Origin of the sequence: Bartonella sp. AA23NXGY (assembly GCF_042197165.1) — a bacterium.
Taxonomy (GTDB): Bacteria; Pseudomonadota; Alphaproteobacteria; order Rhizobiales; family Rhizobiaceae; genus Bartonella.
On the sequence record NZ_JBHIRO010000003.1, the window covers coordinates 104716 to 119414 of the forward strand.

Here is a 14699-nt window from a genome sequence, read left to right on the forward strand (position 1 = left end):
TGGGAGCTGATTTTGAGTGGTGTTTTTGCTTTTAGGAGAGCTAAAAATGGAGCTTTTAAAATCGGATTGTAGGTTTCGAAAAATATTGCTTTTATTAGAGTAAATTATGATATTTTTTAGTGTCATAAAATTAAAAAAATCTCGTTCTTTCGTAATATTCAAAGTGCCGGAAGAATTTTATAAGTTTTTATCATTATTTTTTATAGAATTCATCGCATCATACATGTAAAGCCAATTGAGATCTGACATAATGCTCTCTGGTGTACGAATTTTCATCATGAGATTGCGTGCAATTGCTATGGGACCGGTTGCGTGATAGGCTAATCTATTGAAATCTCCGCGTTTTTTTACTGCTGCAATACGCGGGGTGCGTGTTGTTTCGTAAAGCGAAAGTGCTTTCGTTAATGAAAAATCTTTCAATGAAAGTGCTTTTGCTAATGTGGCGGCATCTTCGATTGCCATAGCGGCACCTTGTGCTGCAAAAGGTAAGGCAGCATGTGCGCAATCGCCAACAAATACTTGTCTCTCTAAACCGATAAAACGATTTTGTTTCATTTGAAAAAGTGGCCAATAACTCCATTCATCAATATGATCGAAGATTTGTAAGATTTTTGAATTCCAATCTTTAAAAAGAGATTTGAGTTTTTCTTTATCTCCTTTATGGGCCCATCCTTCTTTTGAACTTTCTCCATGCGTAATGGCGACAAAATTAAAAATTTTTTCTGACGATTGAATGGGGTAGACAACAAGATGATTTTTTGGTCCCATCCAAGCCCTAATTGTCTTCATATTTTGCAATGAAGAACGAAAGTTTTGAGGAAGATTATCAGATGTTGTTGTTGCACGCCAAGCAATAAAGCCACTAAAATTTGCTTTTTCATGAAAAGGAGATTGTTGCCGTAATGTTGACCAAATGCCATCACATCCGATCAAGAGGGGCGTTGAATAAAGCTGTTCTGTTGCCGTATCTGTTTTTATTGTCGTGATTTTAATGTTGGTTGCCGATTGGGTAGAAGATACAATCGTTTCGCCTGCTTTGTATTTGATCAAAGGATTTTCAATCACTGCATTATATAAAATTTTTTGTAAAGCCGCGCGGTGAATCGTCATATAAGGGGCTTTCCAATATTTTTCTGTTAGATTAATAAGATGAGCCCGTAGATGTATTTTTAAAGATAATCCATCTTTTAACTCAAGAAAATATGGGATTGTCGCGACTTCAGTGAGTTTGTTAAGAAGTTTCCAGCGAGCAAGAATAGATGTTGCATTTGGTGTCAGTTGAATACCAGCGCCTATCGTTTCAAGTTGCTTACACTTTTCGATAATGGTGCTTGCAATTCCTTTATGAGCGAGTGCTAAAGCAGTGCTTAAACCAGCAATTCCTCCTCCAACGATGATGGGTGATTGTTCCACAAATGATTTCATATTAAACAAGCAGAATTAAAAGAGGGGTTATTAAGAAAGCCAAAAAACGCAATTATAATAGCTTTTCTGGATGATATAAGCATCCTGTTGGGTTTGTTTGATCGTATGATAGCGAGGGAACATAACGATAAAGGGTTGAGCAGTAAGGGCAAATTTTCTCATCTGCTGCTCCCATATCGATAAAGATATGAGGATGATCGAATGGGTGTGTAGCGCCTACACACATAAATTCTTTCACACCAATTTCGATTGTTTTATATCCAAGGTCATTTTGGAAATGAGGAATATTGTGATCAGCCATGGCATACAAACTCCAGAATAAATTTTCTCATCAGCTATGATTGGGCTCTTCTATTTTATAGGCGTGAGTTTGTAATAAAGCGTATAATAATGCAAGATGCTTTTTAAGACAAATTTCTCTTCTTTTATGCTATATTAGAATAGTTGTCTTACTTTTAGTGCTTTGCGCATAGCAATAATTCCAAGTACTTTTAAATATTAAATGGAAAAATGATGAGGGAAGTTAGGTATTGATATATTATTATGATGATAACATATTATCAAATGTTATGTGAGATATTTCGTCAAGGATTTTAGAAAATATAAAAGAAAATTATTTAGGATATATGGAACAGAGGGTGGTAAATAAAATTTCTATATCGAATATAACAATGAAAAATCCGGTACGGTTTATTAATCGAGAGTTTTCATGGCTACAATTTAATAATCGTGTTTTGATGGAAGCGGCTAATTCGAAACATCCTTTATTAGAACGTCTACAATTTCTTTCTATTTCAGCTGCAAATCTTGATGAGTTTTTTATGGTTCGTGTTGCAGGACTAGCAGCTCAAATTCGTGCTCGCGTTACAGCGTGCAGTGCAGATGGGCACACTCCACAGGAACAACTTGATATTGTATTAGCTGAGATTTCAAAGCTGCAGGCTCACCAACTACGAGAATTGAATGTTTTACGTGATGAATTAAAAAAGAATGATATTGAAATTATTTGTTCTGATGATCTTTCAGAAATTGAAAAATCATGGCTTGAAAAATATTTTCTTGAGACAATTTTTCCTGTTTTAAAACCTTTACCTGTTGATTCTACTCATCCTTTTCCGTTTATTCCTAATTTAGGGCTTTCTATTGGGCTTCAATTGTCTGGAGAAACTGATCAGAATTCACACACAGTATTGTTGTCTATTTCAATGCTTTTAAGGCGTTTCGTTCTTCTTCCTCAAGAAGGTAATCATTTTCGTTTTATCGCATCTGAAGATGTTATTTGCCTTTTTATTAAACATGTATTTCCTAACTATGAGGTTAAAGGAATTGGTACATTTAGAATAATCCGAGATAGCGATATTGAAGTAGAAGAAGAAGCTGAGGATCTTGTTCATTTTTTTGAAACTGCTCTAAAAAGGCGGCGCCGTGGGCAGGTTATTCGAGTTGAGTTTGACGCAAAAATGCCAGAGAGTTTACGCCAATTTATAGCGAATAGTCTCGCTGTTCCTGATAATTGTATTAATGTCCTTGACGGATTTTTAGCGCTTAATACGGTATCAGAAATTGTTTCTATTCCCCGCGATGATCTTAAATTTATTCCTTATATTTCTCGTGTTCCAGAATGTATTCGTGAACATCATGGGGATTGTTTTGCGGCTATTCGTGAAAATGATATTGTGATTCATCACCCTTATGAGACATTTGATGTTGTTGTCCAATTTTTACGTCAAGCTGCTTGCGATCCTGATGTTGTAGAAATAAAACAAACACTTTATCGTACATCAAATGATAGTCCAATTGTTGGCGCTTTGATTGAAGCAGCTGAACAGGGAAAGTCTGTGACTGCTTTGGTAGAACTTAAAGCACGTTTTGATGAGGAAGCAAATATTCGTTGGGCCCGGGATCTTGAATGTGCTGGGGTTCAAGTTATTTTTGGTTTTATTGCATTAAAAACGCATGCTAAGATGTCATTAGTTGTGAGACGTGAGGGAAAACGTCTTCGCTCTTATGTTCATCTTGGAACAGGAAATTATCATCCCATTAATGCTAAAACTTATACCGATCTTTCTTTTTTTTCCACGGATGATGATATCGCTCATGATGTTGCGTTATTATTCAATTATATTGCGCAATATGAGCGTCCAAATGAAACAATGAAGATTGCTTTTTCACCCTTAACACTGCGTGGTCGTATCTTAGAGCATATTGAGGGAGAAATTGTTCATGCACAACAGGGAAGGTTTGCTGCTATTTGGATGAAAGTTAATGCATTGGTTGATCCTGAAATTATTGATGCTTTATATCGTGCCAGTCAAGCAGGGGTGCAAATTGATTTGGTTGTGCGGGGGATATGTTGTTTACGTCCTGGTATTCTAGGAATTTCGGATAATATTCGTGTAAAATCAATTGTCGGGCGTTTTCTTGAACATAGTCGCATTTTTTGTTTTGGGAATGGTCAAGATTTGCCTAATGAAAATGCACTCGTTTACTTAGGCTCTGCTGATATGATGCCTCGTAATTTGGACTATCGTATTGAAATATTGGTTCCGGTTTTTAATAAAATAGTGCGTCAAAAAATTCTTTTACAGATTATGTTAGCTAATATCATTGATAATCAACAAAGCTTTGATATACTTAAGGATGGAACATCAAAACGTATTACACCGCAGATAGGTGAAAGTCTATTTAATGCGCAGGAGTATTTTATGGCCAATACAAGTTTTGCGGGGGAAAATGAGTCTTTTGAGTCTTCTGTTTCGCGCTTGGTTGCGTTGCATCGGCAACAAGCCGAAATACATAAAGACTAAAATCCAATGACATATAGAGATGCTCAAGGTCGGTTAAAAGGGCGTAAGCCTGTTGCTGTTATTGACATTGGCTCAAATTCTGTTCGGTTGGTTATTTATGAGGGGCTTGTTCGATCACCAACAGTTTTATTTAATGAAAAGATTCTTTGTGGTCTCGGTCATGGTGTGGCGAAAACAGGATTTTTAGAAGAAAAATCGATGAAAATGGCGTTGCAAACACTGAAACGGTTTCGTACGCTTTGTCGACAGATTGGGGCAGATGAGGTCTATACTTTAGCAACAGCAGCAGCACGAGATGCACAGAATGGCGTAGCATTTATTCAGCATGCTGAAGATATTTTGCAAAATAAAATATATCTTCTTTCAGGAAGTGAAGAAGCTATGTATTCAGCATATGGAGTTGTGTCTACTTTTTATCAACCAAAAGGTATTTCTGGGGATCTTGGTGGTGGAAGTCTTGAGCTGATTGATATTGATCATTCTGATGTTGGTGAAGGGATAACGCTCCCATTGGGTGGTTTAAGGCTACAGTATATGTCAAATAATGATAGTGCTGTAGCTACAAAAATTGTACATGAGCAATTTTATAAATCGTCTGTTGTTCGTGCTCGTAAAGGTATAGCACGTTATTTTTATGCAGTAGGGGGGACATGGCGTAATTTGGCAAAACTCCATATGGCAATGAAACACTATCGGCTCCCTGTTATGCATGGCTATGAAGTTGATGCTGTTGAAATGGAGAACTTTTTACGTCTTGTAGCACGTGGCAATATTGATAATATGAGAGGGATTGCAGCGGTTTCTCAGAACCGTCGAAAACTTTTATCTTATGGGGCAATAGTTCTTATTGAACTCATTCAGTGTATGGAGTTTGAAAAGATAATCTTTTCTGGTGCTGGCGTTCGTGAAGGTTTTCTTTATTCACGATTGCCGCAGGCGATTCGACTTTCAGATCCTCTCATTGCAGCATGCACAGAAATGGCTATTTTACGGGCACGTTCACCAAAACAAGCAGAAGAACTCATTGATTTTACGACGAATGCTTTTGAAGTTTTTGGAATTTCAGAAACCGAAAATGAATGCCGTTATCGTCAAGCCGCTTGTCTTCTTGCGGATATTGGTTGGCGTATACATCCAGATTATCGAGGCAATGAAGCAGCAAATCAAATAGCTTTAGGATCTTATCCAGGAATTTCTCATGAAGGGCGCCTTTATGCGGCACTTGCTGTTTTTTTTCGCAATACGAGTTTATTGGTTGATAAAGAATCTCTTCCCATTTTTCAATTAGCAACTCAAAATATAATTGAAAAAGCACGTATTCTTGGCGAAACTATGCGTATTGCTCATCTTTTTAGTGCTTCTGTTGCAGGAATTTTACCTCATTTATTGTGGCATAAAAAAGCAGATCATATTATCCTGCAGATCCCAAAGAATTACGCTGGGTTATTAGGAGAACGTCCTCTTGGACGATTACAGAAGTTATCAAAAATAATAAAACAACCTCTCGCTTTTGAAATTTTTTGATTTTTTTCCTAATTTATTCGTGTTTTATGTCTTAATAATAGGGCCATTGACGAGGGATAAACTAGGTAGCCTATCATCATGAGCTGGACAATAGGACTTGTTCCATAACGCCCATGCTAGACACCACGCAAAGCATTTGTAATACCTGAGCATTCATAAAAGAAAACATAATTTTTTATTCTGTTACTTGCATCACAGGATGGATTTTTCACTTCATAAGCTTCATGTGAAAATGAAAAGTTTTGTCCATTTTTACGTGAAAAGGTTTTCTTTTTATGCTGCGTCGTTATAACGTTTTTGTTTAGCTTGCTCGATTATCTTGATAAGATTACGATTGTAACCAACGCGATAAAAAACAAGTTTTAAAGATTTTGGGAGAGATCCATTGGTTACATGACGCTGGAATGTTGAAATACTCATATGAAACAGTTTTGCACTTTCACGGTCTGTCAAAAGAATATCATTTCAGTCATTATAAAATCCTTTCACTATAAAAAATAGAAATAAATCACAACTATTTATTAACTATGATTTTCGAATCCTTTAAAAGGTGTTTAATTTATAAAAAACAGCGCTTTATCATATAATTTCTTATGTGAAACTTTATGAGTTTTATTGAGATGGAGTGAGAGGATCTTACGATATTCGGAGGTCTAATTCAATATAAATAACGCTAGATTATCGTTAGAAATCAATATATTGCTTTTGTTAGGTATTTTAGTTGTTATGCTGGCTCGTTTTTGATTGTTAGATTGCAATCTTGGTAGTTTTTAATACGATATGGTGACGTGAGGCATTATATCTTTGTTTGTTCCTATTTCTAGGCTGCTATTTTTGTAATGAATGCGCTTTTATTATCAGAACTTTTTTTTTCAAAACTTTTAAATAAGGAACTGTCTGTTTTTTTAGATTATTTTTAATGGGATTTCTATTTAATTGACCTGATAAAGATTTAGCTATCATTTTAATAAGAGTTTACTATTTAATTTTTTAACTTTGTCAGAAGTAGGCTTTATTTATCCTGTTTGCGTTGGCCTATAGGGCATACCAATTGATGTAGATAATGAGTAGCGTAATGGATTTTTCAAAATGAAAATGTAAATTAAAGCTGTTTTGTGCTTATTTTTCCATCGTTAAAGTAAAACCCTATCTGGCCCTTTAGCAGTTGTTCGGCTTTTTTACCAAATATTTCATAGCGCCAGCCATTCATAGCGGGAATATTTTTCTTTATTCCTCCATTGGCAATTTTTTCTAAATCATTAGATGTTGCAATAATTTTAGGGGCAATGCTGTTTTCATTTGCAACAATTTTTAATAACACTTTGAGCAGATCGATAACAGCGGCTGTCGTATCATTGAGTGGATTATGTTTAGGAATGGGGGGTAAAGTAGAAAGATCCACCTCTAATCCTTCGTGGACAGCTTTGATTAATGATTGAGCAATTGAGAGTTTATCCCAGTTCTTATTAAGACTGCGCAACCGTTTTAATGCAGATTCATCTTTTGGTTGTTGGGTTGCTATTTCTATAAGACATTCATCTTTTATGATATGACGACGTGGCATATTGTATTTTCGTGCTTCACGTTCCCGCCAAGCTGCTATCTTTTGTAATACAGCAAGTTCACGTGGCTTTTTAATTTTTCCTTTCACTTTTTTCCATGCTTCATCTTCTGGCATATCATAGGTTTTAGGATTTAAAAGGATTGTTATTTCATCATCCATCCAGTGAGCTCGTTGATTTTTCTCTAACCTTTTTTTCAATAACAAGTAAACATCTCTTAAGTAAGTTACATCGGAAAGTGCATAGAGCAGTTGTTTTTCAGACAAAGGGCGGTAACTCCAGTCTGTAAAGCGGGAGGATTTATCAAGATGATGCCCTGTACAGCGTTGTACAATTTGATCATAGGAGATAGAATCACCAAATCCACAAATGGATCCTGCTATTTGCGTATCAAAGAGAGGGGAAGGAATAACACCTCCAAGGTGATAAATTGTTTCAATATCTTGGCGCGCAGCATGAAAAACTTTTACAACTTTTTTATCGACCATAAGGTCAAAAAATGGTTGTAAATCAATATCTGGTGCTATGGGATCAATCAAAACTGTAACATCTGGTGAGGCGAGCTGTATTAAACACAGTTGAGGCCAAAAAGTTGTTTCGCGGATAAACTCAGTATCGACTGTTACAAAATCAGAGGTACGTAGAGCGTTAAGTGCAATTTCAAGATCTGTTGTTTGTGTAATAAGATTCATCATTTTATTATAATTCGATAAATTAAATTTGTCCTTTGTTGACTTTATTTTTGAGTTTTTATTCTCATATCTTGACAAATGGTTATTAAAAAGCGTTTGTAGCGCATGTGAATATTATAATCAAAGGCAAAAAACATGCATCGTTATCGCAGTCATCATTGTGCGGCTCTCCGTAGATGTGATGTAGGAACACAAGTTCGTCTTTCGGGGTGGGTTCATCGTGTTCGTGATCATGGAGGGATTCTTTTTGTGGATTTACGTGATCATTTTGGAATCACACAAATTGTTGCTGACCCTGCTTCACCAGCTTTTAAAGTTATTGAAAAAGTGCGTTCTGAATGGGTTATTCGTGTGGATGGGGAGGTATGTGCTCGTTCTGATGAGGTTATTAATGCAACGCTTCCAACAGGTGAGATTGAAATTTTTGCACAAGAGGTAGAAATTCTTTCAAAATCTGATGAGCTTCCTTTACCGGTTTTTGGTGAGCCTGATTATCCAGAAGATATTCGATTAAAATATCGTTTTCTTGATTTGCGTCGGGAGACTATGCACAAAAATATCATGCGTCGGACTGAAATTATTGCGGCTATGAGACGAGCTATGCAAAATAATGGTTTTACGGAATTTACGACGCCACTTTTGACAGCTTCATCGCCGGAAGGCGCACGTGATTTTTTGGTTCCAAGTCGTGTTCATCAGGGAAAATTTTATGCGTTACCGCAAGCGCCACAGCAATATAAACAGTTGTTGATGATGTCAGGTTTTGATCGTTATTTTCAGATTGCTCCATGTTTTAGAGATGAAGATCCAAGGGCCGACCGTCTTCCTGGTGAATTTTATCAATTAGATGTTGAAATGAGTTTTGTTGAGCAAGAAGATGTTTTAGCAACTATGGAACCTATTATGCGTTCTATTTTTGAAGAATTTGCAGATGGAAAGACTGTGACACAAAGCTTTCCTCGCATTTCTTATGATGAAGCAATGCGAAAATATGGTTCTGATAAGCCTGATCTGCGTAATCCGATCATTATGGAAGATGTTTCTCAGCATTTTTATAATTCTGGTTTCAAAGTCTTTGCTCAAATTTTAGCGAATGATGAGAATGCACAAGTGTGGGCTATTCCAGCTAAAACGGGTGGAAGTCGTGCTTTTTGTGATCGTATGAATGTATGGGCACAAGGCGAGGGGCAACCAGGGCTCGGCTATATTTTCTGGCGTGAAGAAGAAGGAAAATTTGAAGGAGCAGGGCCTATCGCCAAAAATATTGGTGAACAGAGGACTGAAGCAATCCGTATACAGCTTGGTCTTGAAAGTGGGGATGCCTGTTTTTTTGTAGCTGGCGATCCAAAAAAGTTTTCATCTTTTGCCGGAGCAGCACGCACAAGGGTAGGGGAAGAATTAGATCTTCTTGATAGAGATAGTTTCTCTATGGCGTGGATTGTTGATTTTCCATTTTTTGAATGGAATGAAGATGAAAAAAAGATTGATTTTGGACATAATCCTTTTTCCATGCCTCAAGGGGGAGAAAATGCCCTTGCCTGCCAAGATCCTCTTACTATTAAAGCTTTTCAATATGATCTTGTTTGCAATGGTTATGAAATTGCATCAGGTGGAATTCGTAATCATTTACCAGAAATGATGCTTAAAGTTTTTGAACTTGTAGGACTTTCTAAGGAAGTTGTGAAAGATCGTTTCGGTGGTCTTTATCGTGCATTCCATTATGGGGCTCCGCCACATGGTGGCATGGCTGCGGGAATTGACCGCATTATTATGCTGTTACAAGGTGTTAAAAATTTGCGTGAAGTTGCTTTATTCCCTATGAACCAACAGGCGCTTGATCTTTTAATGAGCGCTCCGTCTGATGTTTCTCCTACACAATTACGTGATTTAGGAATCCGCATGGCTCCTACTCACAAAAATAGCTCATAAAGTTGATAATGGATTGGTTTCATCTTTTCTACGTAGAGTGAAGTTTTGATGCCTTTCAAGAGTCAACGGTGTGTGCGTGTACTGTTTGTGAAATTTAGATAGGCAAAACGCTATTGTGTTGATTCTTTACGAGGCATTTTTATTCCTTGTTTCTATAGTGGCTTTTCCCCTTGTGATAGGTGAGGAAATAATTATAATTGCTTGATCATGAATAAATTAGAAATAAAAGAATTCTATAATATTCGGGAGCCTCATTTTAGTTGAAAAAAATTAATTATCTTTATATGTCAATATATTATTTATTTTTTATTGAAGTTTTTACAACGTTGTAGCAGAGAATTGTGTCTCTTCGTTTTTATGAGAATAATGTGGTTTTCCATTCTATGGACTTACTCTGAAAAGTTTAAATTTCATAAGCTTTGAACATTTTTTTGGTTTTTCGTAGAAAAACTGAATGGGGTTGTTATACAATTTATCTTTATAATAAAAGATGATGTTTGAAAGGTGCTTTTGTCATTTCAGAAAAGATGAAATAACTCTTTGTGGGCAGTTAAATTATCGTCGAATTTGACAAAGCTTTCAATAAATTACTTAGGACAAGGGGGAAGGACATGTATAAATTTTTCAAATTGATATAATTTTCTGTTCATGTTCTAATTGCAGCGTTTGTTTTTATGTAATTGACTTTTAATAAAAAAGTCGACTCATAGAAGATTTCATTAAATAAATCCTATAAAATAATTTCTTATTATTGTGGGAATTGTTGTTTTAATACTATGTCTGATAAAATGAATTTACCTTTTGATAAAGAACATATTGAACCAATAGAATTACGTTCTGCTTTACAGGAACGTTATTTGGCTTATGCACTTTCTACGATTACACACCGTGCATTGCCTGATGTACGTGATGGATTGAAGCCGGTCCACCGGCGGATTGTTCATGCGATGCGTCTTCTCAAACTAAATCCTGGACAGTCTTATGCGAAATGTGCGCGGATTGTTGGTGATGTCATGGGAAAATTTCATCCTCATGGGGATGCGTCTATTTATGATGCCTTGGTGCGCTTGGCTCAAAGTTTTGCTGTTCGTTATCCGTTGGTTGATGGGCAAGGCAATTTTGGTAATATTGATGGTGATAATGCTGCTGCCATGCGTTATACGGAAGCACGTATGACTGAAGTGGCTGCATTGTTACTTGAAGGAATTAATGAGAATGCTATTGATTTTCGTTTAACCTATAATGAGGAAGATGAAGAGCCGGTTGTTTTACCAGGAGCTTTCCCTAATCTTTTAGCAAATGGTTCTTCTGGTATTGCTGTTGGTATGGCAACATCTATTCCACCCCATAATGTTGCTGAGCTTTGTGATGCAGCACTCCATTTGATTGCGCATCCCGATGTAAATGATGAGGAATTAAATCAATTCGTTCTTGGTCCTGATTTTCCGACGGGGGGAATTTTAGTTGAACCTAAAAAAAGTATTGAGGAATCCTATCGTGTTGGGCGTGGATTCTTTCGCTTGCGTTCACGTTGGCATCAGGAACCTGGTAGCCGTGGTTCTTATGTGATTGTTGTGACTGAAATTCCCTATCAGATTCAAAAGTCACGTCTTATTGAAAAAACTGCGGAATTGTTGCTTGCACGCCGATTGCCAATGCTTGAGGATATCCAAGATGAATCAGCAGAAGATATCAGAATCGTGCTTGTTCCTAAAAATCGGTCGGTTGATCCGGAGCTCCTTATGGAGTCTCTTTTTAAATTGACTGACTTTGAAGTAAGATTTCCCCTTAATCTGAATGTTTTGTCTTTGGGAAAAATACCCAATGTTCTTTCTTTGCGAGAAAGTTTGCAGCAATGGCTTGAACATCGTCAAGAAGTGCTTATTCGTCGCTCTTATTATCGGCTTGATCAAATTGATAGCCGATTGGAAATTCTTCATGGATATCTTATTGCCTATTTAAATCTCGATGAGGTCATTCAGATTATTCGTGAAGAGGATGAACCGAAAAAGAAGCTGATTAATCGGTTTGAATTAACAGAAAATCAAGCTGAAGCTATTCTTAATATGCGCTTGCGTTCTTTGCGTAAACTTGAGGAATTTGAAATTCGTAAAGAATTTGAAAGTTTGAAAGCTGAAAAAGAAAAACTACAGAATTTATTAGCTTCTCCTATAAAACAGTGGAAAATAATTTCAGAAGAAATCAAAAAAGTTCGAAACACTTTTGGTCCTGAAACACTTTTGGGGAAAAGACGTACGACGTTTGAAGAAGCACCAAGACATGATCTTGATGATATTCAACAAGCAATGATCGAAAAAGAACCGATTACTATTGTTATTTCTGAAAAGGGGTGGATGCGTGCTTTGAAGGGACACTTGAACGATTATAAAGCACTTTCTTTTAAAGAAGGAGACAGTTTAAAGTTAGCCTTTCCAGCATTTACGACCGACAAGATTGTGCTGATCAGTACGGGGGGGAAGTTTTTTGCTATTGGTGCAAATAATTTACCTGGAGGGCGGGGACATGGTGAACCTATTCGTCTCTTAGTTGATATGGATGATGAGCACGATGTTCTCACAGCTTTTGTGCATCACGCCGAGGAAAAATTTCTCTTGGTTTCATCTCACGGTAATGGTTTTATTGTTTCTTCTGCAGAAGTGATCGCCAATACACGAAAAGGAAAGCAAGTGATGAATGTGAAAGCTCCTGATAAGGTAAAGCTTTGTGTTCCGGTAAATGGTGATCATGTTGCTGTAGTCGGTGAAAACCGTAAAATGCTTATTTTTTCTATTGAACAAATACCAGAAATGAATCGCGGTAAAGGTGTTCGTTTACAGCGTTATAAAGAAGGTGGTGTTGTTGATGCCAAGACTTTTAATTTATCAGAAGGCTTAAGTTGGCAAGATACAGCTGAACGAATCTTTAACCGTCAAGCTGATGATCTCATTGAATGGATGGGAATGCGTGCGGGCGTCGGGCGTTTGGTTCCAAGAGGATTTCCAAAATCAGGAAAATTTATCAATTAAATGTATTTTATAAATGGGAAAATTCCCTATGGTTTTATGATTATGTAAGATATTAATTTATAAAGATAATTTATTATTTTTTATATTGAACGAAAGACCTAAAGCGTAAGTTTTTCTCTTATTTCGATCTTGTTCAGGTTAAATCAATCAAAACTGTTTGTTTTCCTATCATGAGATGAGAGACCAGCCCGTCTTCATAAAAACTATTGAAGAAAAGAATAAAAATATTTTTTAATAAACCGTTTCACAGACAAGAGTTGTTGCAACAATAGTATGTTTGTTTTTTTACATTATACCATTTATGGGTGCTGTCGTGAAATGATTTGATATTTCGAGAGCTGTACCTTTAAACAAACAATGTGAATGTTTAACACAAGAGTGTTCTATTTGGAGATGTTTTATTTTGTCTGATAGGTTTATTTTCTTATTGTTCAAGAGAGATGTTATTAATCTTTCGTAGTAATATTTATTCGTTAGGATTACTATGATATTGCCTAAAAAGATGACCACGTTCAGCCCATAAGACGAGAAGTATGGCAGTGAGACTCAGAAAGAAAAATCCTGCTGAGTTTGGGATGGTTGTTTCATCAAATTGTTGGGCAATAAAAAAGCTAAGTCCTGCACCGATAGATGTTTGAAGAAAGCCGGATACAGAAGAAGCTGTTCCAGCTATTTCTCCTACAGGTTCAAGAGCGAGTGTATTGAAATTAGCCATAATACCACCGCAGGTAAACATTAATATACAATATAACGTCATATAAAAAGGAAAAGGGATAACACCACCTGCTAAGATGGACCCAATAAACCAAATGCATGAAGTGGCACAAAAGAGCAAAAGCATAGTATGAGCAATACGCCGCATTCCAAGGCGTCCAACGAGTTGAGAGTTAAAGAATGATGATAGAGCTTGAAATGCAGCACCAACTGCAAAAGCAATAGGGAACCAAAGTCCTAGATTATAGATCCCTTCATATGTTTGTTGTGATGTATTAACGGCGGTAAAGATACAGCCTAAAATAATGGAAGTTGCAAGTGTATAGCAAAGTGTTGTACGATTGGTTATTACAATCCATAAGTTGTGTTTAACTGAAGAAAAGGAAAGAGAGCGTTGCGCATAAAGAGTTTCAGGCAAGCGCAGTTGAATCCAAATCATCAGTCCTAAACCAATCATTGCCATGAAAATAAAAATATATTGCCAATGTCCAAGAAGTAAAATGATCTGTCCTGTTGCGGGACCAACCATTGGTGCAACAAGAAAAACCATCATAACAATAGACATAACTTCTGCCATTTTTCGACCACTGTAAAGATCACGTACGACGGAAACTGTAAGAACTCGCATAGCAGCCCCTCCAATTCCTTGCAAGATACGTAAAATAAGTAAGAGAGAAAAATCAGTTACAAAGGCACAGCCAATCGCCGTAAATGAATAAAAAGCAAGCCCGAGAAGAATAAGTTTACGTCGTCCATACCTATCGCTTATTGGACCGAAAAATATTTGAGCAATACCATAGCTAATAAGATAACTCGAAATGATATAATGTTGATCATTTTCATTGAGAACATTTAAGCCGTCTAAAATATCGGGCATAGCTGGCAGCATAATATCAACAGCTATAGCGTTAATAGCCATGAGCGAAGCAATAAGAATAACAAATTCTTTATAGCCAATTTTGTTTCTAATCGCATCTCTATGCGTTTGTTCATCGACTGAATATGACATATGGCATCCTT

At 36.6% G+C, this 14699-nt stretch carries 8 protein-coding genes and 1 pseudogene; 4 read left to right on the plus strand and 5 right to left on the minus strand.

What is annotated here, in order from left to right:
* Positions 1–177: 177 nt before the first annotated feature.
* Positions 178–1425, minus strand: a complete 1248-nt coding sequence (locus tag ACFINY_RS02620; RefSeq protein ID WP_375700800.1) for an FAD-binding protein — start codon at positions 1423–1425, stop codon at positions 178–180.
* A 52-nt stretch (positions 1426–1477) separates the two neighbouring features.
* Positions 1478–1726, minus strand: coding sequence for a zinc-finger domain-containing protein (locus tag ACFINY_RS02625; RefSeq protein ID WP_375611536.1), 249 nt, complete (start codon positions 1724–1726; stop codon positions 1478–1480).
* 325 nt (positions 1727–2051) lie between these two features.
* Between ACFINY_RS02625 and ACFINY_RS02630 the strand changes: the two genes are divergently transcribed.
* On the plus strand, positions 2052–4232 hold the full coding sequence (locus ACFINY_RS02630) for an RNA degradosome polyphosphate kinase (RefSeq protein WP_375611537.1): 2181 nt from the start codon (positions 2052–2054) through the stop codon (positions 4230–4232).
* 6 nt (positions 4233–4238) lie between these two features.
* Complete coding sequence (gene ppx, locus ACFINY_RS02635; RefSeq protein WP_375611538.1) at positions 4239–5756, plus strand: exopolyphosphatase; 1518 nt, start codon at positions 4239–4241, stop codon at positions 5754–5756.
* A 273-nt stretch (positions 5757–6029) separates the two neighbouring features.
* Here the strand turns inward: ppx and ACFINY_RS02640 are convergent.
* A pseudogene (locus tag ACFINY_RS02640) lies at positions 6030–6215 on the minus strand (helix-turn-helix transcriptional regulator).
* 643 nt (positions 6216–6858) lie between these two features.
* On the minus strand, positions 6859–8013 hold the full coding sequence (rnd, locus tag ACFINY_RS02645; RefSeq protein WP_375611539.1) for a ribonuclease D: 1155 nt from the start codon (positions 8011–8013) through the stop codon (positions 6859–6861).
* 132 nt (positions 8014–8145) lie between these two features.
* Here rnd and aspS point away from each other — a divergent pair, with 132 nt between their 5' ends.
* Together aspS and parC are read left to right on the plus strand one after the other, a co-directional pair.
* Positions 8146–9939: an aspartate--tRNA ligase gene (aspS, locus tag ACFINY_RS02650; protein WP_375611540.1), complete on the plus strand. Its 1794-nt coding sequence runs from the start codon at positions 8146–8148 to the stop codon at positions 9937–9939.
* A gap of 776 nt (positions 9940–10715) precedes the next feature.
* A complete protein-coding gene (gene parC / locus ACFINY_RS02655) occupies positions 10716–12965 on the plus strand; it encodes a DNA topoisomerase IV subunit A (protein ID WP_375611541.1) in 2250 nt (749 codons plus the stop codon).
* A gap of 466 nt (positions 12966–13431) precedes the next feature.
* Here parC and ACFINY_RS02660 read toward each other — a convergent pair whose 3' ends face one another.
* On the minus strand, positions 13432–14688 hold the full coding sequence (locus tag ACFINY_RS02660) for a multidrug effflux MFS transporter (RefSeq protein WP_375611542.1): 1257 nt from the start codon (positions 14686–14688) through the stop codon (positions 13432–13434).
* Positions 14689–14699 lie beyond the last annotated feature (11 nt).